This window comes from Psychrobacter okhotskensis (assembly GCF_013248965.1).
Lineage (GTDB): Bacteria > Pseudomonadota > Gammaproteobacteria > Pseudomonadales > Moraxellaceae > Psychrobacter > Psychrobacter okhotskensis.
Genome location: NZ_JABRVQ010000027.1, coordinates 1 through 22,124, shown reverse-complemented (window position 1 = coordinate 22,124; position 22,124 = coordinate 1). Strand labels below are relative to the sequence as shown.

Here is a 22,124-nt window from a genome sequence, read left to right as displayed (position 1 = left end):
TCATGAAAGGTTAAATACACCCTGATGTTAAGCACAAAAAAACCCAGCAATGATATTAAGATCACTACTGGGGTTGGAGGAAATAATAACTATGTTGTGCTGACTTATCAGGTCTTATTTATCATTCATAGCAAGGTAGATATTTCGATCTGATGCGGATGCGTCATCCACGTATTTTGAATCACGCCATGTGGTATAAGCATAGACACCACTGTATGGGCTGATGCTGTTCTGACGGAAATCAGAAATCCAGTTTTCGCCATCAAAGATTTGGATATGGCCATGTGGACGCTTTGATGAGCGATCATAGACAATAACATCACCTACTTGGGTTGGCATATCATTACTGATTTTGCTAAAACCTGCTTTATCAAGCGTGCCACGAGTGGCGTACTGATAGGCTGAAGGATTGGGGGTGAACTCATAACCTGCTGATTGTAGTGCTTTACGTACGTAACGGGCACAGTATCCAGAGCTACCAGATAGAGCCACTCGTGAAGCACGAGCAGCAGCGATAGCGGGGGCTGAATTGCTATCAGGAACTGTATTGACTTGCTGCTGTTGTTTTTCAGCGTATAAGCGGCTGTTTAATGATGAAAGCCGACTCTCTTTTTGCTTAGCCTGCGCACTTAGGTTGCTAATAGCTTGACTGATTTCGTCATTACTAGAAACATAAGCACCACTGCTAGTGCTATAGATGTTTTTTGATGAACCGTAGTTTGATGCCACAGAAGTATTGGTGATGGTATTATTTGTTTGAGAGATTGTGATAGCAGCACCACTCGTTTGTGCTATGCCCATACCCAGTACTGACAAAATCAATAAAGCCTGTTTCATAAATCTAATACCTACGGTTAATTCAAAATGGTCTGTTATCAACAACAGCGCAGTCAATTAAATTTCAACAACTCAAGTATATATACGTCATAGTGACTGATACTTCTGCTGCATATTATTCATATAAAAAATGATTATTGGCGATCACAGCACATCATTGAAGTCTTACGAAGCTGTTGCAAATCAAGCTGCTGGCCAAAACACAAAGCCGACTTTAGCATAGGCTGTTTAGCCTGTCATCACCCTTAAAAACCCCAAAAATACTTTTTTGATGTTGAAAAAATTGCTAATATTCCACATTTTACAATGTAAGTTTGTGTAACATATACAGAATATAGCTGACTAAATTGACAACAATTTCTACTGTTTTATAAGCAAAAAAACGTCTGAGGGTTAAATCTAAATTATAGATTTAACCCTCAGACGTTTTTTTATTGGATGAAGTAATTACCCTATATAGGGTCTAACTAATTATTAAGATAATATAATAATTTATAATATTAATATAGATATAGATGTTAATTCCCTACTGGCTTATGTAATATTACGTAATTGTTTCGATACATCCTGTATATTCTTGTATTAACCCTTAATTATTTATCTATTTTAAGGGTTAATAACCGATAAATCCGCTTACATTGTCATCAAAAGTTACAAATTCAAAGTTATTTTTGCTTTTAAAGTCGCAATAGCTAATGATTTTTTTGATGAAGAATCATTTTATAAGCAATAGAACAGTCTTATACCTGCCTCATTTACTTTTAACGCTAACACTATAATCAAAGTATTCTTAACTGCTAACACACTATAATTGCTGCTCTACCGATTCAATATCAGCATAAACTTGGGTCGTCCCGTCTTTATTGAGCTGCATAACCTGATAGGGCATGAATTTATTTTGATACTCCATACCTGGGCTACCAACAGGCATGCCAGGTACGGCAAGACCCATAGCTTGTACTGGCGGATTTTCTAAGAACTGCGCCATATACTTAGCAGGTACATGACCTTCAAAGACGTAATCATCAGTAGTGACTACAGTATGGCAAGAACGCATCTCAGTTGGAACGCTGTAGCGCTCTTTAAATACGGCTAAGTCCGCAACATCTTGCGCGGTTGCACTTAGACCATTATCTTCTGCATGACTTATCCATTCTTTACAGCAGCCGCAATTGGCATCTTTATAGACCGTAGCTGAGACGTTTTTTAGTAGGTCTGGTTTACTTACTGACCTTGTCATCATGTGAGCACTTTTAGCGTTTGGTTCATCTTCCTTTAAAGTGATAGCTGTTGCATTTTCGGTTGTTACTGATGTTGTGTTTGCATCAGATACGCCACTACTCGGTTGGCTACAAGCAAATAGTGATGAGGCGGCAAGTAACACCAGCGTACCACGCAACCCCTTAGACAGATGACGATTGAATATAAGACTGGATTTTATTTTTAAGGGGGTCATAGTGCTCTCTCATGTACTGTAGATATTGTGAGCTATAGAAGGTCAAGTAACACTTCATATCGTTTGGTAATGTAGCATAATAACCCATCAAACGGGGTACGTAAATTTATACATTGAGCAGTGCGGACTGGTATCATAAGCAGTTTTTATTTTGAAATGCTGCCTGTAGTATTAACGGGTCTATCTGAGTTTTGGATTTTGATTAAAAATTCAAGGCTCATAATTTTGGATAATTTGCGATGCACCTGTCTACTATTAGTCTACAAAAGCGTTTGAGTACTCACTTAAATCAATTACCGCTATGGCTTACGCTAGTAGCAGCATGGCTTGCAGGGGCTATTTTTTTATTTGCATTATCGCCTTATGGGTTCTGGCCGCTAGCAATAGTGTCACCAGCGATTTTATATGCGCTGTTGGTGCCAAATATGAGTGGTCGTCGCGCTTTTATTATCGGTGAAGCTTACGGTATGGGGCTATGGTGCGTCGGCGGCTTTTGGCTCTATACAGCTATCCATGATTATAGCGATACTCCAACGTGGCTCGCATTGATTATGATTGGATTGATGGGTCTCGGTATGGGACTGTTTCATGGATTTTTAGCACTAGCCTTTAACCGTATGGTAGGCAAACAACCCTTTTCATTTGCTGCTCTTTGGGTGCTACAAGAATGGTTAAAAACTTGGTTATTCACAGGCTTTCCGTGGCTGTTTGTTGGTTATGCGTTTACTGAAGAGTATTGGTTATCGTCCTTAGCACCCGTTGCTGGTGTTTTTGCCGTCTCTTTTGTTGCCATACTATTGGCTGCAAGTTTAGTAGAGCTACTGCTTCGGCGCAGTAGTTATGCCGTCGTTTCTGTACTGTTATTGGCCATTAGCACATCATTATGGCTGGTCAATCCGCAATGGACAAAACCTAAGGGCACACCTGATCTGTCAGTGTCATTGATTCAAGGTAATATTTCACAAGATATAAAGTGGCTGACTCAATATCAAGTAGAAACGCTAAAGATTTATGCGAAGTTAACGCGCACTGAGTGGGGACGTGATGTTGTGGTGTGGCCTGAATCATCTATTCCGATGTTTCAGGATGAGGCTGCGGGCTTTATTAGTGAAATGATAGAAATGGCTAATGCGACCAATACGACATGGATAACTGGTATCCCTTATAAGGATAAAGCGGCATTCAATGCCAGTACGGATAAGTATTCCCCATTTTACAATAGCGTGATTGCTCGAGGTGTAGAAGCGGAAGGCCTATACAAGAAGCAGCGTCTGGTGCCTTTTGGAGAGTATATTCCATTTGAAGGCGTGCTCGATATTTTCCCAAGTTTGGCCGGTAGTCAGGATATTAAGAGCTATAGTCGCGGTAGTGATCAGCAGTCACCGCTACAGGTGCGTGGACACAATATAGGGACGGCTATCTGTTATGAGGTAGCTTATCCAGATACCACGCGTAAAAATGCCATCGATACTGACTTTTTGTTGACGGTCTCTAACGATGCCTGGTTTGGCACTTCAGCAGGACCATTGCAACATTTGCAAATGGTACAAATGCGCGCGCTTGAGAACGGGCGCTGGTTTATTCGAGCGACCAATACTGGTGTTACCGCTATCATTAACCATAAAGGTCGTATTGTAGAACGCGCACCGCAGTTTGAGCGTACTGTACTACGTGGTGAGATACAGGCACGGGTTGGTAACACTCCCTTTATGCTTATGGGAAATTATCCTATCTTGATAATAATAACTCTGTTATTACTACTAAGCTATTTTGGCAAAGGTCTAACCACACTTAGAGGACGAGGGTAATAGTAAACTTAATTATAATAATTTAATCAGCGTAAGTTTTTTATTTTTTCTAGGTAACGTCCTAACGCACGTAAATATAAAAGTTTTAAACTATTGATCACATAAGAACTGATTGAAAAAATTATGTCGACATAAAGCACGCGCCTCATACTTAAAAAGAGATAGCTATATACGGTCTATCATCTTTTAGTTGATACTTTCATTTAATGCACGCGATTTTTGATTGTCATCTGCCTTAATACCAAATTCAATAGTTGCATGTTGTATATTCTGATGCGCCAAATCTTCCTTAATATTTTCTTTCATAATAAGAGTCTCTTCTAATGTCACATCGCTCTTCGGTACGATATGAACTGTCAGAGCATTCTCAGTGGTACTCAAGGCCCAGATGTGCAGATGATGAAAGTTTTGAATAAATTTATAGCTCTCTAAGATAGCAGTGATTTTACTGAGATCAACATTTTGAGGTACTCCGTCAATAGCAAGCTTGATACTCTCTTTTAGTAGACCCCAAGTCGATAACAGTATCACGACTGAAATAATCAAGCTAACTAGAGGATCAACGATATTCCAACTTGTATAGTAAATAATAATGCCCGAGATAACGACACCTACAGAGACCAATGCATCTACCATTAGATGCAAGAAAGCACCTTTAACATTAATATCGTCTTTTTGACCTTTGTAGAATGCAAAAGCAGAAACAGTATTTATAAATACACCTATTAGAGCTGTAATAATAATAACTTTTCCTGCAACTTCCGGTATGGTATCAAATCGACCCAAGGCCTCATACGCAATACCTATAACGATTGTAACTAACAATATGGCGTTAATAAGAGAAGCCATTATAGAAGCTTTTTTGTAGCCATAGGTATAAAGCGTAGTAGATGCTTTCTGTGCTAATTTCATTCCAATTAACGAGATTATTAAACTGGCAACATCACTTAAGTTGTGGCTAGCGTCTGCGATTAAAGCTAATGAATTAGTTGAGTAGCCCACTATGAACTCGATGAGCGTAAATGCAGAATTTAGACCAATTCCAATATAGAAAGCCTTATTCATATTTTTAGGGTTTGGAGCTTGGTGACTGTGGTTATCTGAATTACTCATAATTTACCCTTGTTTAGGTTGCTGCATTTTATTAAAGGTAGAAAATAATTTTATTGCATATCTTCTATATTGCACAGTCAATATTGCTCTAATACCGTAGACACACTTATTGTTATCAATAAACTGAGCCACAACTGGATTGTATGTCCTATCTCTCCTTGGGCGAAAAAAGCGGCTTTTACTGTAATCTAACTGGCTTACGTAAGCTTCTTATTTTCACGTTCAAGCTCTTTAGTATGTGTAGCTTAGTCTTGAATGTTGGTTAGTATGGTTTCATTAGTGCGCTTTTTATGACATGACCACAATGTTCCAAAAGTAGATTCTATTTTCAGTACTATAACTTGAATGGTTGACCACATAGAGGTGTAATCGTTTAATGCTTCAATCAGCATGCGAACGGCGCGTTTTTTAATCTCAGGAGTGTAGGTTTGTCTTTTCATTGTCGTATTCTCTCAGAAAGTTGAGTCTCCGACAATCTCGGGGCGGTTCAGAATAATGATGGGGCTAGAAGCCCCTTATATTTTGTGTAACTTAAATCGTTATTGAGTACGCTTTGATTAAGGGCAATATACCTTAGCACTGCTAACCGTTTTTGGTTCTATTATATGGTACTGATATAGGAAACAGTGCTTGTTTTGCCATGGGCATTTTTTTTGCAGCTTGCTTCTACGTCTGGCTTAAGAAAACAAGCATCTGATGATACTAGAAAGGTACACAGCGTTCGATGATATATATAGTTTTTTGAGTTTTTTATACATATCCTTTTTTTAGGTATAGAAAAACGAATTTTTTATACCTATCGCTCAACCAATTTTTCCTCAATCATTTCAGTCAACAACTCAGTCACCGTTTTTCGGCTTTCAAGCGCGTACCGCTTGAGCGCAATGTGTTTATCTTCATCTAAATTAAAATTCACGCGTACCGTCTTTTTGGGACTGTCCGTCACATCCGATAAAGCCAATTGATCCTTAACGTTCTTACTAGGACGACCTGCTGATAAACTCATGGCTTACTCCTCACCAAAAAATATTTGAACCTCACTGACCAATGCGGTTATCTCTTGTATCGCATTGCTACTAGGCGATTCGGTATCAAATACTGTCTTACCAAGGGCAGCACTATTAGGATAAGCAACTCGCTGCATCACTCTGGTCTCTAATACCGGAATATTATAATCAAGCAGCGCGGTTGCAACCTCTTTACCAATATTGGTATTTTGAATGGCGCGTGAGACAACAAAGGCTGCCTTTAGTTGGCCATCCATCATCTCAATACGCTGCTGCACTAAATCAACCAAATCGCTGGTCGCCCAGATATCATAGGGGCTCGGCTGCACCGGAATCAATATAAAATCAGCCGCTTTTATAGCAGAAATAGCCAGACTAGTAGCTTGCGGCGATCCATCGATCACCACATAATCTTTTTCAGAGACGTTTTTTAAATCTTTATCAAGTGTTGGTCTGTCGAGCCCGATCACTGGTACCGGATTGTCTTCATCAACCGCTCTCCAGTCACGCGCACTGCCCTGCTGATCGCTATCTACTAGTAGAACACTATGGCCTTTTAACTGTAAGCCACGAGCCAGATGCGTTGCGATGGTAGTCTTGCCGCTGCCACCTTTTTGATTTAATACCGCGATTACCTTCATAAATACAGATCCCTGTAGCATGCATTGAATATATAAGTATATAAGTATATAAGTATATAAGTATATAAGTATATAAGTATATAAGTATATAAGTATATAAGTATATAAGTATAACTAAAAATGTACGTCACATCACTACTAATAGCAATACTTCATAGTAAAAATAGCATCGCCTTTTCTAACTAGCGCATATCCATCATGATAGACGTCCTGTATCAAAGACAGCATAATAAACTGCCTACTACTAGGTAAATTGCCGCTATTGGATATCAATTTGAGCTACTAAAAGGAATACTTTAGCCGCTCATATTCGTTATAATCCGCTCACCAATCAAAAACCACCAATCGTTAATGAGGAAACCACTATGGTGAAGTGTCACTTATCGACCATTATGGGCGAAAGACGCCTTAAAATTGCCGATGTCGCAAGAGATACTGGTATCAATCGTGGCACCATTACTCGCATGTATCATGAAGAAGCCACCCGAGTTGATCTAGATGTCATCGAGTCTTTATGCACGTATCTTAGAATCAATGTTGGTGATTTATATGAAATTATAAATGAGGACAGCAGTGAAACGCCTGAGTGAACACCCTCGCTCATAAGACATTATCACCTTTAGACGCATAAAAAGACCTTTAGAAGGTCATTTTCTCTTGCAATAGATTAAAATATAGGTATAATTTGACCTGTAGTAGGTCATTTTATCCATTATTTACATACAATAATCTATAGGAGAATATCTATGAACACTAATTTATCGCGGCTCAACAGCTGCACATGGTTTAGTGAACAGACTAAAGCTTTAGCCTCTCAGCTGTTATTCAGCTTACAAATACAGCAGGGCGTACAACTGGCATCATTACTTGGTGTTGACGCTATCCTTTATAATGATGAAGCGATTTATGTCTGGGTGCAACGACAGCTAGATGACGGTCTTATGATTGATGATTATACGTTAAGCACCCTTGAAACCGCCTTTATAGAGTTGGTCACAGCTCATACTGACCAAGCAGCCTAGTCACTTTAGCTTATATTTACAGACTTCTTGTTTAACAAGAAACAATAACCCTTAAAGCCAGATAAAGTGTCATTATCTGGCTTTTTAATATAGACAAAGATAACGACAATCAAACAAGCCTTTTTTCAGTCTTATATGTTTTAGAAGACGCACTTTTGGGCAATATAGCTCACTATTACCATACGTCTTTACTCAGTCGGCTCTGCACGCGGCACCCCAGCTATTTTATAATAAACAAAGCCTCTCTCATCTCTCAAAACACTCTTACTGTCTGCTCTAACGCACCAGCTGATTGCATCAGGCTGCTCTTTATTAACATCACAAGCCAAAATAAACTGCGCACTTTGAGCATTATTAAAGGCCTGTTTCCAACCCGTTTCAAGCTCATCGATGCCGCGCTGTAGCTCTGCTTGCTGGTATTTCATCTCTGCAATCTCATCAAAGCTTGGCACATACCAAAATACCAGGGCCACCAAACTTATTATCACAGCCATCGTACCCGCTGCGACAGCGGCTGCAATCCTTTTAATACTCATAGTCTCAATGGACTTATGAATTTTGTCCAAGTCTTTACTAGCTCTAGCCTCGACCTGCTCAATCCGCGTTTTGGTGGTGGTCTCAAAGGTCTCAATATCTTCAATAATCTGCTTATGACCAGCTTGGTACTGATTGGTGAATAGGGCTAGATTGTCAGCGCTTGCGCTAAGTTTATCAGCCACCGCTTGCATGGTACTGATTTGTACCTCTATGCTGTCGTTTTTAGCAGTAACGATCGACTCTACAGCCGTATCAATCTGCTGTTTCATATCGGTGATGATGCCTGCTATTTTGTCATCATAACGACGCGGCATCTCATTGTCAGTAAAAGCAGTCACTGCCGCTTGTAGCTGCTTTAACACGAGTTCTTGATACTGACTCAATGCCTGCGAAGTCGTGCTTGCGCTACTACCTAATTCTTCAATGGCAGAAGACACCTCATTCACCTTGCTATCAATACCGCTAAGCGAACGCTCAAGCCGCCTCGCTACCGCATCATCGGCTCGCTTAATCAGCTCACGCAAGGCCCCAATGACCGGAGTCAATGAAGTCACTAGGTTAACAAGTTGATCGTGTATGTCTTGCTCATTGCTATTGTCTTTATTCATGGGGTACTCATTATTATAATGCCGCCTAAAATGGGCGTGGTGAGGAGTAGCGGCGTGTTTGTGCTTGTTCATGCGCTTGGATGGCGTTCTTCGTTTTTTGCAGGTGATCTGTCACAGTTTGTGTGAGCGTTGCCCCATCTATGGTGATAGCAGGAACGTGCTCAAAGCGCTCATTGATTTTCGTTAACACCTCGACCTTATCTTGATTGTCAGGCAAGCGCTCAAGCTGTTGCCATAGCGTCGTTGCTGTCTTCTGCACCTGCGTTGCAATTTTTTTGGCATCGGTGTCTCGTAAACTTTTTTGTAGTGTCGTAAAGCTGTCAGTGTGTTTTAGAGTAGTGAATATAAATGCTTGTGCGGCAACCGCCTCAGCCGCGTTGATCACTTCGATCGGTGCATCAACGGCCTTAAAATCAAGGGTATTAACGCGGTTACGCACCCGTACCACTAAATTGTCAAATCGATCTCGATATGCTTTGGTCTCATTGATTCGCTGACGCTTAAGAGATGCCTGCTGCCGCCTCTGTTTTAAGGTTTCTCGCCGCCTGATCAAAGCCTCCTCTCGTGCGCGCTCAGCCTCTTTCTTAAGCTTTGCTTGCTCATGCGCTTTGTTGAGCTGATATTGCAGCGCCATAGTACGGCTGCGCCAGTCCTCAAGCCGATCTGCATTCAACTGAGTAGTCTTGGTACTTATGATTTCATCGTATAAATCATCATCTTGCACGATCACCGCCTCACTTTGATCCAGTAAGGCGATACGCTGCTCATAAAACGGTGATAAGCGCTGATAAGTCTTTTTACTGGTATTAATTTGCTGCTTTAACTGTTTGATGTCTTCATTATTGGTGGTCTTAAACGCTTTAACATCAGCGGCCAATGCCGTCAAACGAGTATCAGCATCCGCGTTTATCTCTACCGCTTTTAACGTACTGAGCACCTCACGCTCTTTTTGAAGATATTTAAAGCGCTCAACATCCAGATCTGCAAATGCGGCAAACTTATGATAAGTGTCCATGTTATTGGTGACGTCTATATCTTGTAGATCCGAAAACGCTTGATCCCACTGTAAGGATAAGTCGGATTTTTCAATATCAATCTCATCAAGAGCTTTAAAGCCAGTCGCCAGTTTATTCAGCTTTGCGGCAAAGGGTTTTAGCGTGGCCTTCAACCCTTTGTAGTCAGCAATGACTTCATTATTAAGCGGGATCAGCTTTTTTAAAACCGTTTTATTGTTCAGCACCGTTTTATCAATCTGTGACAGCTGCTCTTCAAGACGGCTAACAGCGCGGCCTGTTTGTAGGGTATCATCTTGTCTAAACTCCTCAACCAACGCTAAAGCCGCCTTTAGTGCCTCACTTTGCTCTTTTGTGCTTATCTGCCTAGCAAGCTCAATCATTTTTTGGCGGGGGTCACTAAAATCCTGTCCCACCTCCTCGGTGAACCGCTGGGTACTCTTAATGTTTTTATCAATGGTAATAATCTGTTTAGACTGGTGCGCTAACTCTTCATGCAGCGCATCAATGGTTGAAAATAAGGCGCTGCGTACCATCTTTTTTTGACTCACAAAGTCGGCTGAGATTGCTAAAAGCTCATCAAGTACGTGATCATTGGCCGCATCACTATGCGTCTGACTGTTACTTTTAGGGATAGCGGGTTCAAGTTCAGCGGCAGGATCTACAAAGCGGATATTACTGAGCTCAATTCGCGCAAAGGGTTTACGCTTTTTATAATGTATTGTGACGCCGTTAACCTCTTGTTCATTGCTTTCTAGGTCAATACGTCCCTTGTCGTCGTACTCAATTACTAAACCATTTTTTTCAATGTAAGCATTGATCTCATCAATCGTCTCGTTGTACTCGTGAATCACTGAACGATTGCCTTTGAGAATATCCTTATATAGTGATTTACCCAGTTTCATTTTTGGTAAACGATTGATGCCCAGCTCACGGTAGGATTTCTCACTAATGGTTTTATTCTTAGGCAGTAGCTCATTGGCCATATCCGCCCAAAGGGTGCGTTGATATTTAAGCTCATCGCCGCGTCCGTTTAACCCCTTAGATAACCGCTCCTCCGTTGACCACTGCAACCAATTCTTGCGTGCTGATAAAGCATAACCCTCAACATCCGCTACTATCTCACGGCTTGAGAGTAAAATATGGGCATGAAAGTTACGACTGGTCAGCTCAACCACTTCAACCTCCCCCACATGTTTCTCGTGACTGTGGGGCCGATGAATGGCCACATCGACAAGCACGTTATAGCGATCAGATAAGGTTTGAGCGTAGCGCTCGACCAGAACTATACGCTGATCCGCGGTGATCCCATCAGGAAACATCACATCAATCTCAGTACCCAATTGCGCGTTTTTACGAGTCTCAATGCGTTCAATATCATTCCAGAAACCCTCACGTGTCACTGCTAGATCCCCAGCAATAGTTGGCGTTAACAACGCCGTATGCACCACATTTTTCTCAACAACTTGCGTGTATTTAGTACCATCACTGTCCACTAAATTTAAGATTTTGTCTTTAGCTTTACTGGTGTAATCGTGGACGACTCCTGACTGTTCATCAACCAGTTTTGAGCCAGAATTATAAGCCGACTTTGCCACCACGCTATGATTTTTCGCCTTACTAACAGCGCTAACCGATAGATGAAATCCTTTATTATTCATAGCAAAAAAACCCAATATTGAGAGATGATTTTTTGGGGGTTGTAGGGGGTTCGCCCCCTGCCGAACGACGGAGTTTATGTAAAAAAACAGTACCCCTTGTGGGTCTTTTTTACATAAACTCCTAAGTTCGCTCTTAACAGAGGGTTAAAATACTACTGCGCCCACGAAAAGATGTGGTCTTGTGTATTTTACTACCTTGCATACCTATGTATGTACTGCTAGGATCAACTCTATCATAGTTGGCTAAAAAAAGGATGAGGTAATGTCAGTAATATCAGATGATTTATTCGCAAATAAGATTAAGCAATTACAGGCTCTTAAAAAAGAGATTGATCAGGACAGGCTTGAAGCACATAAAATATTGGGGGAGTGGTTGGCCAACGCATTAGACGATGATGATAATCATGAACTGCAAGCTATTTTTTTAGACGCACACGATAATGAAAAATATGCTCGTTTGAAAAAGCACCGTGAATTTTTGAAAGCAATTGCCAATAAAATACAAAGTAAAGCTGAGGTGGTACCAAGCAGCTTTACACCACCTAAAAACAGTCAGGACAGTGACCACGGTTCATTGCTTGATATTTATTCATCATCACAGTAGCTACTCGAAATCGCCTAATTGAAGGTACAGCTGGATCGTCTACTAATTAGCGAAAGGTTAGGAGACGGTTATCGGCTGTTTTAAGCGTTTTAGAATAGCTTTAGCTACCATCGTATCGGACAGAGCGTAAAACGTATATAAGAGTGGTTTCTAGGCTTTTTAGCAACGGTTTGATAAGTGTTTACAGATGTGTCGATAATGGCTACTGAAAATGAAGACAAACTATCTACAAAAAATGAGACTGATATTGAGAATGTGAAAACAGGGTTGTCCAGAATGACAGACGAAGATATTCAAAATATCTTTGACCATGCTTTTGAAGATTTTCAAAGATCCAAGCTTGATCCGAACTATGTGAACGAGGATTAACATCAAGTAAATGGACAATTGCATTCTGAGCTACTGATAAGTTTTATAAGTGATTGGTCGCTCATATTATCATCTCAAATCCGTCAGTTCTTGAGCTTTTTTCCTATTATTTAATATAAAAACATATTTTTTACTTTTAAAGACTTTTAAAGACTTTTAGGACGCTCTCAGACCTTACCAATTAAGGGCTTCAAGATCTATAAAGCTACAATCAGCTAGGTTAATGCTACAATCAGCTAGGTTAATGCTACAATCAGCTAGGTTAAAAGCTACAATCAGCAGGTATTATGCTACAATTAGATAGATTTGAGCATTAAGGCGTAGATATGACTAACCAAGTTGGTTTATATGAGAAGAAATACCCTGCAAATTGGGTTGTTATGCAAAATCGTATTCTACAAGCGTTTTATGAAATGACACTTGATGAAAAACGGTTGCTGTTGCTTGCTAGTTCAGTAGTGCGTTTGATAGATGCCACTGAAAAAGACACTATAGAGATAACCGCGAAAGCATTTGCAGAGGCTTGCAACATTCAAGTGGATTCTGCTTATACTCAATTAAAAGATGCTAGTGAAACGATGATGAGGCGATTTTTTAGCTATAGAAATGAACGCGGTAGCCGTGTCAATGTACAGTGGGTCATCAGATCAATATATGAAGATGGCTATGTGTCTCTATGTTTTACAGATGAAGTGCTACTGATGTTGAAGGTTTTTGATGAAAATAATCCATTCACTAAATATAAAAAAGAAGATGTACTTAAACTGAAGGGTGAATATTCAATAGATATATACCATCTGGCCAAAAAACATGAGGCAATGAGCTCGTGGACAATGTCACTTGAAGAAATTAGAGAGGAGCTAGCTCTTTCTAAATCTTACGAACGTATTAACAACCTAAAAAGTCGAGTCATCAACCCAAGCGTTGAAGAAATAACAGAAAAGTCAGATATTAAAATCACCTATGAAAACGTTAAACGTGGTCGTACCGTCACAGGACTAAAATTTAATGTCAAAGCTAAGCCCACCAAGAAAAAAAGTCTGGAGGACTTAAATCAGAATAATGAGAATAGAGATATACCATCCTTAACCGTCAAACAGATCGACCGTTTTGCGCCTCTATTGGCTAACTATGCCCCATTTGGTAGCTATGCGCCTTCAGGAAAAAGTACCCAAGAAGTGATCAGCTGGTTACACACTCAATTAAGAGATGAAGCTTTTTTAAAGACCCATAAAAAGCATTTGCTGGCGGTAGGTTATACGTTCCCTAAGCAAAAATCATAGCAAAGAAAAAAGAGTGATTAATCTGGTACTGTCTATACAAATGGTTTATATTATATGTACACAGATAAGCCATTTGTAATGCCATGACGACAACTAATTATAATATCAGGCTCGATCAAGAGCTAAAAGAAAATGCTTTTGCCGTGTTTGAAAGCTATGGTCTAACGCCGTCTCAAGCGATTAAATTGTTCTTGACCCAAGTGGCGCAAACCAATCAAGTACCGCTATCTTTTGAATACCAGAAAGTATCAGCTGTCAGTCAAGATGAATTGCTAATCTATAAAGAGCATACTGACAGAGAGAACAGATAAGCATTAGATTTGAATGGGATGAACAAAAAAACACCAATCAGCGTAAGCACCGTTTATTATTTGAGGCAGCCGCCCGAGTTTTTCTAGACCTTTTATGCCTGCGTCAGCAAGACAGGTATGAAAATGATGAAAAGCAGTGGCAAGCGCTGGGTACAGTAGACGGTACCGCCGTCCTATTGGTAGCCCATACGCAAACAGAAATAGATAATGGTGAGGTTATACGCATTATCTATCTCAGCTAGACGTGTCAAAAAAATTAAAGGGAGCCAGTGTGAACAAAGTTAGCTATCAAATAGACGAGCTACCACCACTAACGGCCAAGCAACAAGTAGATTTAGAGCATTTAGCAACGCTTAATGATGACGACATTGATCTATCAGACATTCCAGAAGTCACCGACTGGTCAGGTGTTAGCCGTGGCAGTATTAAACCATAAGCGTTCTTTACTGAGGCCAGTATTATTGCCAAATTTAAGGATAAAACCAAGCAAACAGGCGCTAATCATTAATAAATGATAGTAATGCGCTAGAAGAGTACTTAACTGATCGTTAGCCCTAATCTAATGATTGTGACCTCAAGATTACTTGAGGTTTTTTTAAGCCTTATATTGTAGTAAATTGTATATTGTATTATACTATATACAACATACTACAAACGCTACATATTTACTCATACAAAATTAAGGACAATAATTTATGGCCATTACTACACAGCAAATTCATGCTATTGCTGATCAACTGCACGAACAAGGTATCAAACCTACTTTAGCCGAAGTGCGTAAGGCGCTGGGTGGTGGATCATTCACGACCATCAGTGAAGCCATGAAGTTTTGGCGTCAGGATAACCAACAAGAAGAGCAGCTAAGACAGGTTGAGCTACCAAGTAGCATTGCTGAACGCTTACAAACGCTTGGTGCAGATATGTGGCAGACGGCCATTGATATTGCCAATGATCGTCTGGTTAAAGAACGGGAGGCTCTAGATGGTATTAAGGCCAAGGCACAAGCTGAGACAGATGAGGCTCAAGAAGCGGTTAAGACCCTAGAGAGTGAGCAGGCTGATTTGTTAGAACAGCTCGATGAGGTCACAGCAACTGCAGAGGCAACGGCTATCACCGCGGCTCAAGTGACTGCTGAACGGGATGTGCTGACACAGACACTCAGCGATACTCAGCACCAGCTAGAACTTGAACGAGCTAAAACAGTGGCAGCTCAGGCCCAACTTGGTGACCTGCGTAGCAGTTTTGATCAGCAATCAAAAGAGCTGAGTGCCAACATATCGAAGGTGGCCACGCTTGAAGCCACTGCTAATAGCGATAAAGCAGAGATCGCGCGTCTGCAAACAGAACTGACAGCAACTAAGGATGAGCTAAAGACAGTCGTTATTGAGCGCAACGAGATAACGAATCTTACAGCAGAAGTGAAAGGAGAGTTAAAGGCCATAATCGCTGAACGTGATAAGTTATCAGGGATTAATGAGCAGCTTACTCAAAATCAAGCTAAGATTGAAGCAGATCATCAGCTACTGATTAAGCAACACGACACGTTAAATCATGAGAGAACTTTGCTTAGTACTGAGCACACTGCATTGAGTGAGCAGTATGATGAGCTTTCAATTAACTATCAATCAGAACAGGAAAAGAGTAGCTCATTGACTGCAGAGATTGAAAAGATGCGAGAGACAATTAACAATAAATAAGTCAATCCCGTTCTATTCACACTAAGCTTATGAATCAACCATGACAATATCGACTCACTGAATAAGTGATTGTTGTATATTAACTATTCTAAATTTTTCTCTGGACTCTTATAGTATATAGCCTAGTGGGCTATATACTACTTAAGTTAGCCTAAGTGAATTTATGCTGATTTTGGAGCCTTGAGCAGATTTCAAGGAACACTCACCCTAAAGCAGTTATGAGTATAATAAAAACACTCACAAACGCTTTAGTGCATTCCTTGGATTTGATGTGATTAGTCATGCCGACTTCATCGCCCATCGCGTCATCAAGACCGTATCACTGTATCAAGCTACGGTTGTTAAGATTACGGCTGATAGCACCGCCTAGACACGCTCTTAACCGCTACTGTGCTGTCATACGCTAGCAAGGGCCTAAACCCAATATACCGCTACGATATGCACGAGTAACCACTCATTGCGTTGCTCAATATGTCTAGAACCCCCTGTCGAGAGCTTTACCCTTCTGTCAAACGCAGTCGTCGCCGAGGCCTGCCACCCATTTGACGGGTAACAATTACAGAGAGAGCAGCACAAGGAGGTAACGAGCGAACAAGCAGTTTTTAAAATGTATAGTGAATAAGGTTGATATGAAAGCATATTTTGGATAAAATGCACCTACACGGGCATTTAATGCTGTTCAAATAACGCACTGCGTATGCTTATTTGTTCGTTACAGGGTGTTGACGCACACTGTAACCGTTAATTACATTAAAAACTAAATGCCTCTAGGAGTCAACTCCCAGAGGCATTTTTTTGTTTGTCATATAGATTAGGTTTTTAATATCTAGGGCATTTTTAAATTACTTAGGCTAAAGCAGAAAATAAACATAGAAGCCGTAGACCCGTTACTAAGAAGCGTCAAATCATCGCAAGTCTCTTAAAGGTTGACCATAGCTATTCTGAAATACAAATCGTGGCTAAGTACTCGCGTCAGTTGATTGCTGAGATGTCTCAAGAATTAAAGAACGTTTCTGGACATTAACTAACTACCTATCACTATGAAAAAGTGCCTAATTATAAATCAGGCACTTTTTGAGCTGTTATACCTTTGCTTAGTAATGATAACGGCACTGGACGATAATGATCGCATCATCTTGAATTTCATAAACCAGCCGATGCTCTTGATCAATTCGACGAGACCAGTAGCCTGCAAGGTCATGTTTGAGTGGTTCAGGTTTGCCAATACCCTTAAATGGGTCACGTTTGATGGCTTTAATCAGCTTACCGATCTGTTTGACTTTCTCTTTACTGGTTCTTTGCCAGTACTCATAGTCCTCCCACGCGTCTTCCGTCCAAGATAGTATCAAGCGTCTACCTCATCATCAAAAGTGAGTGGCATATCTTTGGCATCAATCTCACGTTCAATCAAGCGACCAGCTTTAGCATCAGCAATAGAGCGTCTGAGACGCTTGGCATTGGTAGGGCTGCTTAAAAGATGCAGTGTTTCCTCATACGAGTTAAACTCTTCTAAACTCATTAATACCGTCGGTTTAGCATTTTGTCTTGTAATTAATATCGGGCCTTTATCAGTGTCTACCTTATCGATATACTTTGCTAAGCTCTTTCTAAAATCAGTGTAGTTCACAACGTCCATAATAATTACTCCACGTTTAATTATGTTGGTTATATGACCTATCATTATAGGTTGAATGTTATACTAGTATATACTATATTTGTACTTATATCTGTACATATATTAGTAAGAAGCAAAGGGATAATTTGATATGTCTTCATGTATCTTTTTAAAACGTACATATGAAAGCTGACATATTGATCTTAGTTTAAATTTCTTGGCACGTTTGCCGCCTTATATTGTCGAAAGAAACAAATTTTACTCATATACTCATATACTCATATACTCATACCATTTTGCAGAAAAGCAATTATGAATGCAATATAATGGTTATTATCAAGCCTTACTGCATTAAATCGATTTTTATATGGCGTTGTGATGCCTTTAAATAAAGATCAAAGGGCGTAGTTTTATTTTTTTATTGTCGTATTCTCTCAGGATGTTGAGTCTCCGACAATCTCAGGGCGGTTCACTGCGGCGCCGCAAGACCAGGGGCAGACCGGTATAGCGCTGACTTACGCGTCGTCATCTTCGCGAACGCGGGGATCCAGTGTGTTTTGCTGACAGCGGTACAGGGAGGAGGGCTCGCAATGAACCCACCCGTATTCGTCGTCGATACGAATGTCGTGGTCGCCGGTCTGATGCGGATTCCGGCGACAGTCCGGTAGCGTCGGTCCTGGATGCGATGTTGTCGAGGGCATTGCTTTACCTGCTGTCGCCAGCGCTTCTGGGCGAGTACCGCTCTGTACTCATGAGGCCAAAGCTCGTTAAACTCCATGGTTTGGCAGAAGCCGAAGTCGATCCGTAGCTCGTCGAGCTGACGGTGAATGCCATCCGGCGTGAACCAAATTCCGCTTCTCCTGCCCCCGATCGCGGTGATGTCTCCCAAGACATGGGGTGACAGTTTCCTGGAGAGCGACAACTCAGTTGGATGATTCCCTTGAGGCACCATCGAGTGATACGTGGAACCCCCAGCATGCCTATTTCGAAAGATAAAGCATCGGCCAAGAAGCCACGGCGCGTCTCCCGCAGCCATGCGCCTGGGGACAAATCGAATCTTTTTAGCACCGTCAAATTGGCCGGAGGGAGTGTTTGCCATTTTGGCATGGAAACTTGGTCCGAAAAACGGGTGATTCTGCTCCCTCATACTCCTAACCTGAATTATTCACCACACAAAGGCCTATTGCGTGCTAAAATGTTGTTGCAAAATAAACAGTTGAACATCAAACAGGTCTTCTCATGAGCTACCATATCATAACGCAGAGTGTGGTTTTCCAAGACTTGTTTCCCAAGCCGACTGGAAGGCTTCCCTGTGGCGCGGCATCGTTGCCGTCATTCTTGCCGCCCTGGCATGGCTGATGCCCGCTGAAGCGGTCCTAACACTGACCATTGTGTTTGGTGCCTACTCCTTTGCGGATGGCGTACTGGGGCTTTGGTCGGGCTATAAAAACATGCGTCAGGGTGAAAGCTGGGGCTGGTTGATCTTCAGCGGCCTCCTTGGCATCGCAACCGGGCTTATCGTCCTGGTCAGCCCGTTCGTCGCGACACTCGTGTTAACCGTGTTTCTCTGGACGATGGTTGCATTCTGGTCGATCACATCCGGCGTGATGGAGATCGTCGCGGCCTTTCGGCTCCGTAAGGAAATCGAGGGGGAATGGTTGCTCGTCCTCAGCGGTGTCATTTCCATCTTGCTTGGCGCTGCCGTCACATGGGTCTTGTTCACGACACCCGCAGGCAGTATTCTGGCCCTCGGTTGGTTGTTGGGCGTCTATGCCGCAATCTTCGGTGTAACCATGATCCTGTTGGCATTGAAGCTTCGGAAAGTCAGCGCTTCGGACGACACGCTGGGGCCGAAACTACAGCCACTTAAAACGCGAGAACGGCGGCCAGGCACGTCACAGGACCTGGCTGCCTTTAAAAAAAGAGAAGCAGCGCTGCGCCAGCCGACCTTTCGTTGCAGAATAATAGGGAGTGCATATAAATGAATTTTTTGAATTTGCAGGTCACACAGGCAGAGCTCCTATCCGGCCTTATTTCCGTTTCCCAAACAGTTGCACAGATTGTGCTCGTCATGACCGTGGCGTGGCTCGTGTCCGCAGTGCTTTCGCGGGCCATCACACGCATCAGCAAAAGAACCCGCACTTCCAAGAGATCTGCAGATGAGGTCAAACGCATTGAAACATCTTTTCGTCTGATCCGTTTCGTCAGTCGGCTGGTCGTGTGGGCCTTGGCCGTGACCATTTCCCTCTCAATCCTTGGCATTTCTGTGGCACCGATCCTGACGACTGCGGGGGTAAGCGGCATCGCAGTGGGGTTTGCTGCGCAGAGCCTGATAAAAGACTATTTTTCGGGTTTGGTCTTGTTGCTGGAAGGGCAACTCCGCATCGGGGATATCGTGGATATTGGCGGTGTGGCAGGCCAAGTCGAAGAGATGACGTTGCGCTATGTGCGCCTGCGTCAACTCAATGGTGACGTGGTCTATGTGCCCAACGGAGCCATCACCAATCTGACAAATAAGACAACGGACTATTCGATGGCCGTAATCGATGTCGGTGTCGCCTATCGCGAAAACCTTCAGGAGGCATTGAACGTTATGGAGAGTGTCGCCCGTGAGCTAGCTTCGGAAACAACCTGGTCAACGAGAATATTAGCCGAGCCAGAGGTCTTTGGGGTCGAAACGTTGGGTGACTCTTCGGTTATCCTGCGTCTTCGCCTCAAGGTCTTGCCAGGTGAGCAATGGTCAATCCGGCGCGAATATCTGCACAGGATAAAACAGCGCTTCGACGAACTTGGCATCGAAATCCCTTATCCGCATCTGACGCTTTATGCCGGCCAGGACAAGGATGGAAAAGCCCCTGCCTTTCGGATCGAAGCTCCGGCTGGTGCCCAATGACACGGCCAAAATATACATATGAAGTGGAAAGAGATTTCTCGAACTGGGATGAAACGATTTTCGAGCGCTGTCTGCGGGATGGGTTCAATGTATTTGGCTCTGGACCAACCCCTATTCTCTTGCGGCCCGAAAAGGAGACCGAACCTGCCCCTGACACCCGTTCGCTAGGCAACGACAGCCATGATTAAGAAAGGCCAACCCATGAAGCCACCGGTAAAGACGAGCTTTCGCGGCAGGGACGTCGCCTACCTGGTAATTTCCATTGTTTTAGTGGGCGTAGGTTACGCAGCCTACCGCGGCTTATACTTTGTTGGTGAAAACGTTCCTTTTGCCCAAGAGATGATCCTAGTGTTCCTGGGTGCAGCTGCCACTATCTATCTGACAGCTGTGCTCCTCAATCGCCAGACTGAGCTTGAGTTAAGAAAAGAAGGGCAAGTTCTTCTTTTTCAACAAAAGCATGACACATATATGCGCGTCATCGAAAAGGTTGCTGAAATCGTGGAGCGTGAACGTCATGATTTTGCGCTCATTGATGAACTCAGGGTCATCAGCCACAAGCTTGCCGTTGTCGGCAGCGCGCCAGTTGTCGAAGCGTTCCGACGCGTTCTTGATCTGCTTGTTGATGGACTTGAGGATGGCCAGTTGAACGGCAATGACGCAGAACAGGTGATGCATGCCGTAGCTGAAGTCACGATTGCGATGCGTTCGGACATCAGCAGCGACAACGACCCTGAAGCGCTTCGGTCGGCTGCAGAAAGGATCATGGCGAACTCACGCAAGATCGAGCGGCTGGACGACATCGAGCACTCAAAGTCCAAGCCAGACGCAAATGCAGCCAACAATAAACAGAAGAAAGGAGATTCGAAAGATGATGCAAGGACATAACCGCCCGCCATTCGCACCAACAATTCCCGGAACCAACCTTCGTTCTCATGATGTGCCAACCGCCATCATTTACCGACCCGCTGAATCTCCAAGTTAGGTGCCCCGGCAAGCAGCCGACAACGCATCAGTTGCGAATAATATTGCTTGCCTTGCATCATGGTGGCCGCAGCTCAAAGAAAGTCTAATTTTGCTATATAAAGCAGTGGGTTACGCTGTTTTTGGCGGATTTTTCACGTTTGTCTGCCAACCCTCTATTAAGTCTGGATTTAACATTACAAACTTCCATAATTGTAGCAGTACAATTGAATTGAACAGTGCTTAAGAGGTCTGCTTGGTGGGTTCTCTTGGGGTATATCCCAGCGGAACCATTTAAAAGGCATCAAAAACCGATTAATAGACCACCTAAAATAGACTGGTGTAGTGGAACTACTTATAACAGACTATTTTAGGTGTTTATGTTTATCAGAGCGTATCTTACTTAGAGCGTCAACCAAAGAGCAAAATGCCAAATGTGCCAAGAACAAGCTCATACAGTTTGCTACTGATCATGGCCTTAAAGCTGCTGTGTTCTATATAGAAAATGGATCAGGGGCGACACTAGTACTTACAAAACTAATATAGCTGATAACTATCATAGCCAAAGAAGCGATGTGATACTCAAATACTCAAATACTCAAATACTCAAATACTCAAATACTCAAATACTCAAATACTCAAATACTCAAATACTCAAATACTCAAATACTCAAATACTCAAATACTCA

At 42.2% G+C, this 22,124-nt stretch carries 24 protein-coding genes; 14 read left to right on the top strand and 10 right to left on the bottom strand.

The window, feature by feature from the left end:
- Window positions 1-114 precede the first annotated feature (114 nt).
- Both HQR03_RS12090 and HQR03_RS12085 read right to left on the bottom strand, forming a co-directional pair.
- Window positions 115-837 carry a CHAP domain-containing protein gene (locus tag HQR03_RS12090; protein WP_011513678.1) on the bottom strand — a complete coding sequence of 241 codons (723 nt, stop codon included), beginning with the start codon at window positions 835-837 and terminating at the stop codon, window positions 115-117.
- Window positions 838-1,642: 805 nt separating this feature from the next.
- Window positions 1,643-2,293: a DUF411 domain-containing protein gene (locus HQR03_RS12085; protein WP_011513677.1), complete on the bottom strand. Its 651-nt coding sequence runs from the start codon at window positions 2,291-2,293 to the stop codon at window positions 1,643-1,645.
- A 239-nt stretch (window positions 2,294-2,532) separates the two neighbouring features.
- Between HQR03_RS12085 and lnt the strand changes: the two genes are divergently transcribed.
- Complete coding sequence (gene lnt / locus HQR03_RS12080; RefSeq protein ID WP_173240333.1) at window positions 2,533-4,101, top strand: apolipoprotein N-acyltransferase; 1,569 nt, start codon at window positions 2,533-2,535, stop codon at window positions 4,099-4,101.
- A 186-nt stretch (window positions 4,102-4,287) separates the two neighbouring features.
- Here the strand turns inward: lnt and HQR03_RS12075 are convergent, their stop codons facing one another.
- From HQR03_RS12075 to parA, 4 genes are all read right to left on the bottom strand, one after another.
- Window positions 4,288-5,214, bottom strand: a complete 927-nt coding sequence (locus HQR03_RS12075; RefSeq protein WP_087813585.1) for a cation diffusion facilitator family transporter — start codon at window positions 5,212-5,214, stop codon at window positions 4,288-4,290.
- Between the two features lie 245 nt (window positions 5,215-5,459).
- Window positions 5,460-5,654 carry a hypothetical protein gene (locus HQR03_RS12070; RefSeq protein ID WP_140412949.1) on the bottom strand — a complete coding sequence of 65 codons (195 nt, stop codon included), beginning with the start codon at window positions 5,652-5,654 and terminating at the stop codon, window positions 5,460-5,462.
- A gap of 356 nt (window positions 5,655-6,010) precedes the next feature.
- On the bottom strand, window positions 6,011-6,220 hold the full coding sequence (locus HQR03_RS12065; protein ID WP_025652656.1) for a plasmid partition protein ParG: 210 nt from the start codon (window positions 6,218-6,220) through the stop codon (window positions 6,011-6,013).
- Between the two features lie 3 nt (window positions 6,221-6,223).
- Window positions 6,224-6,862 carry a ParA family partition ATPase gene (gene parA, locus HQR03_RS12060; protein ID WP_173240332.1) on the bottom strand — a complete coding sequence of 213 codons (639 nt, stop codon included), beginning with the start codon at window positions 6,860-6,862 and terminating at the stop codon, window positions 6,224-6,226.
- A gap of 365 nt (window positions 6,863-7,227) precedes the next feature.
- Between parA and HQR03_RS12055 the strand changes: the two genes are divergently transcribed.
- Both HQR03_RS12055 and HQR03_RS12050 read left to right on the top strand, forming a co-directional pair.
- The gene (locus tag HQR03_RS12055) at window positions 7,228-7,452 is read left to right on the top strand and encodes a helix-turn-helix domain-containing protein (protein ID WP_058368516.1); all 225 of its coding nucleotides are present in this window, start codon (window positions 7,228-7,230) and stop codon (window positions 7,450-7,452) included.
- Between the two features lie 156 nt (window positions 7,453-7,608).
- Window positions 7,609-7,884 (top strand): hypothetical protein, encoded by a 276-nt coding sequence (locus HQR03_RS12050; RefSeq protein ID WP_058368517.1) that lies wholly within the window; start codon window positions 7,609-7,611, stop codon window positions 7,882-7,884.
- A gap of 188 nt (window positions 7,885-8,072) precedes the next feature.
- Here the strand turns inward: HQR03_RS12050 and HQR03_RS12045 are convergent, their stop codons facing one another.
- Together HQR03_RS12045 and HQR03_RS12040 are read right to left on the bottom strand one after the other, a co-directional pair.
- Window positions 8,073-9,029, bottom strand: a complete 957-nt coding sequence (locus HQR03_RS12045; protein ID WP_058368518.1) for a hypothetical protein — start codon at window positions 9,027-9,029, stop codon at window positions 8,073-8,075.
- Between the two features lie 25 nt (window positions 9,030-9,054).
- A complete protein-coding gene (locus HQR03_RS12040; RefSeq protein WP_102091619.1) occupies window positions 9,055-11,703 on the bottom strand; it encodes a MobA/MobL family protein in 2,649 nt (882 codons plus the stop codon).
- A gap of 262 nt (window positions 11,704-11,965) precedes the next feature.
- On the opposite strand from HQR03_RS12040, the gene HQR03_RS12035 reads away from it, so the two are divergent.
- From HQR03_RS12035 to HQR03_RS12005, 7 genes are all read left to right on the top strand, one after another.
- The gene (locus HQR03_RS12035; protein WP_025652650.1) at window positions 11,966-12,307 is read left to right on the top strand and encodes a hypothetical protein; all 342 of its coding nucleotides are present in this window, start codon (window positions 11,966-11,968) and stop codon (window positions 12,305-12,307) included.
- 198 nt (window positions 12,308-12,505) lie between these two features.
- Entirely contained in the window at window positions 12,506-12,676 is a 171-nt protein-coding gene (locus tag HQR03_RS12030) for a hypothetical protein (protein ID WP_156410067.1), read from the top strand.
- 326 nt (window positions 12,677-13,002) lie between these two features.
- On the top strand, window positions 13,003-13,959 hold the full coding sequence (locus tag HQR03_RS12025; protein WP_058368520.1) for a replication initiation protein: 957 nt from the start codon (window positions 13,003-13,005) through the stop codon (window positions 13,957-13,959).
- A gap of 83 nt (window positions 13,960-14,042) precedes the next feature.
- On the top strand, window positions 14,043-14,270 hold the full coding sequence (locus HQR03_RS12020; RefSeq protein WP_058368521.1) for a type II toxin-antitoxin system RelB/DinJ family antitoxin: 228 nt from the start codon (window positions 14,043-14,045) through the stop codon (window positions 14,268-14,270).
- On the top strand, window positions 14,267-14,512 hold the full coding sequence (locus HQR03_RS14345; protein WP_082637987.1) for a BrnT family toxin: 246 nt from the start codon (window positions 14,267-14,269) through the stop codon (window positions 14,510-14,512). Before HQR03_RS12020 ends, HQR03_RS14345 begins: the two co-directional genes overlap by 4 nt.
- 29 nt (window positions 14,513-14,541) lie before the next feature.
- A complete protein-coding gene (locus tag HQR03_RS12010; protein ID WP_156410068.1) occupies window positions 14,542-14,706 on the top strand; it encodes a hypothetical protein in 165 nt (54 codons plus the stop codon).
- Window positions 14,707-14,965: 259 nt separating this feature from the next.
- Window positions 14,966-15,967, top strand: coding sequence for a DNA-binding protein (locus HQR03_RS12005; RefSeq protein WP_173240331.1), 1,002 nt, complete (start codon window positions 14,966-14,968; stop codon window positions 15,965-15,967).
- A gap of 1,094 nt (window positions 15,968-17,061) precedes the next feature.
- Here the strand turns inward: HQR03_RS12005 and HQR03_RS12000 are convergent.
- Both HQR03_RS12000 and HQR03_RS11995 read right to left on the bottom strand, forming a co-directional pair.
- Window positions 17,062-17,316: a Txe/YoeB family addiction module toxin gene (locus tag HQR03_RS12000; RefSeq protein ID WP_087813577.1), complete on the bottom strand. Its 255-nt coding sequence runs from the start codon at window positions 17,314-17,316 to the stop codon at window positions 17,062-17,064.
- Window positions 17,313-17,603, bottom strand: a complete 291-nt coding sequence (locus tag HQR03_RS11995) for a type II toxin-antitoxin system Phd/YefM family antitoxin (protein WP_087813576.1) — start codon at window positions 17,601-17,603, stop codon at window positions 17,313-17,315. Before HQR03_RS11995 ends, HQR03_RS12000 begins: the two co-directional genes overlap by 4 nt.
- 955 nt (window positions 17,604-18,558) lie before the next feature.
- Between HQR03_RS11995 and HQR03_RS11990 the strand changes: the two genes are divergently transcribed.
- From HQR03_RS11990 to HQR03_RS11975, 4 genes are all read left to right on the top strand, one after another.
- Window positions 18,559-18,825 carry a hypothetical protein gene (locus HQR03_RS11990; protein ID WP_173240329.1) on the top strand — a complete coding sequence of 89 codons (267 nt, stop codon included), beginning with the start codon at window positions 18,559-18,561 and terminating at the stop codon, window positions 18,823-18,825.
- A gap of 67 nt (window positions 18,826-18,892) precedes the next feature.
- Window positions 18,893-19,567: an HdeD family acid-resistance protein gene (locus HQR03_RS11985; RefSeq protein ID WP_228723215.1), complete on the top strand. Its 675-nt coding sequence runs from the start codon at window positions 18,893-18,895 to the stop codon at window positions 19,565-19,567.
- Entirely contained in the window at window positions 19,564-20,475 is a 912-nt protein-coding gene (locus tag HQR03_RS11980; RefSeq protein ID WP_004733146.1) for a mechanosensitive ion channel family protein, read from the top strand. The genes HQR03_RS11985 and HQR03_RS11980 overlap by 4 nt, the downstream gene beginning before the upstream one ends.
- A gap of 201 nt (window positions 20,476-20,676) precedes the next feature.
- The gene (locus HQR03_RS11975) at window positions 20,677-21,360 is read left to right on the top strand and encodes a hypothetical protein (RefSeq protein WP_244952027.1); all 684 of its coding nucleotides are present in this window, start codon (window positions 20,677-20,679) and stop codon (window positions 21,358-21,360) included.
- Window positions 21,361-22,124 lie beyond the last annotated feature (764 nt).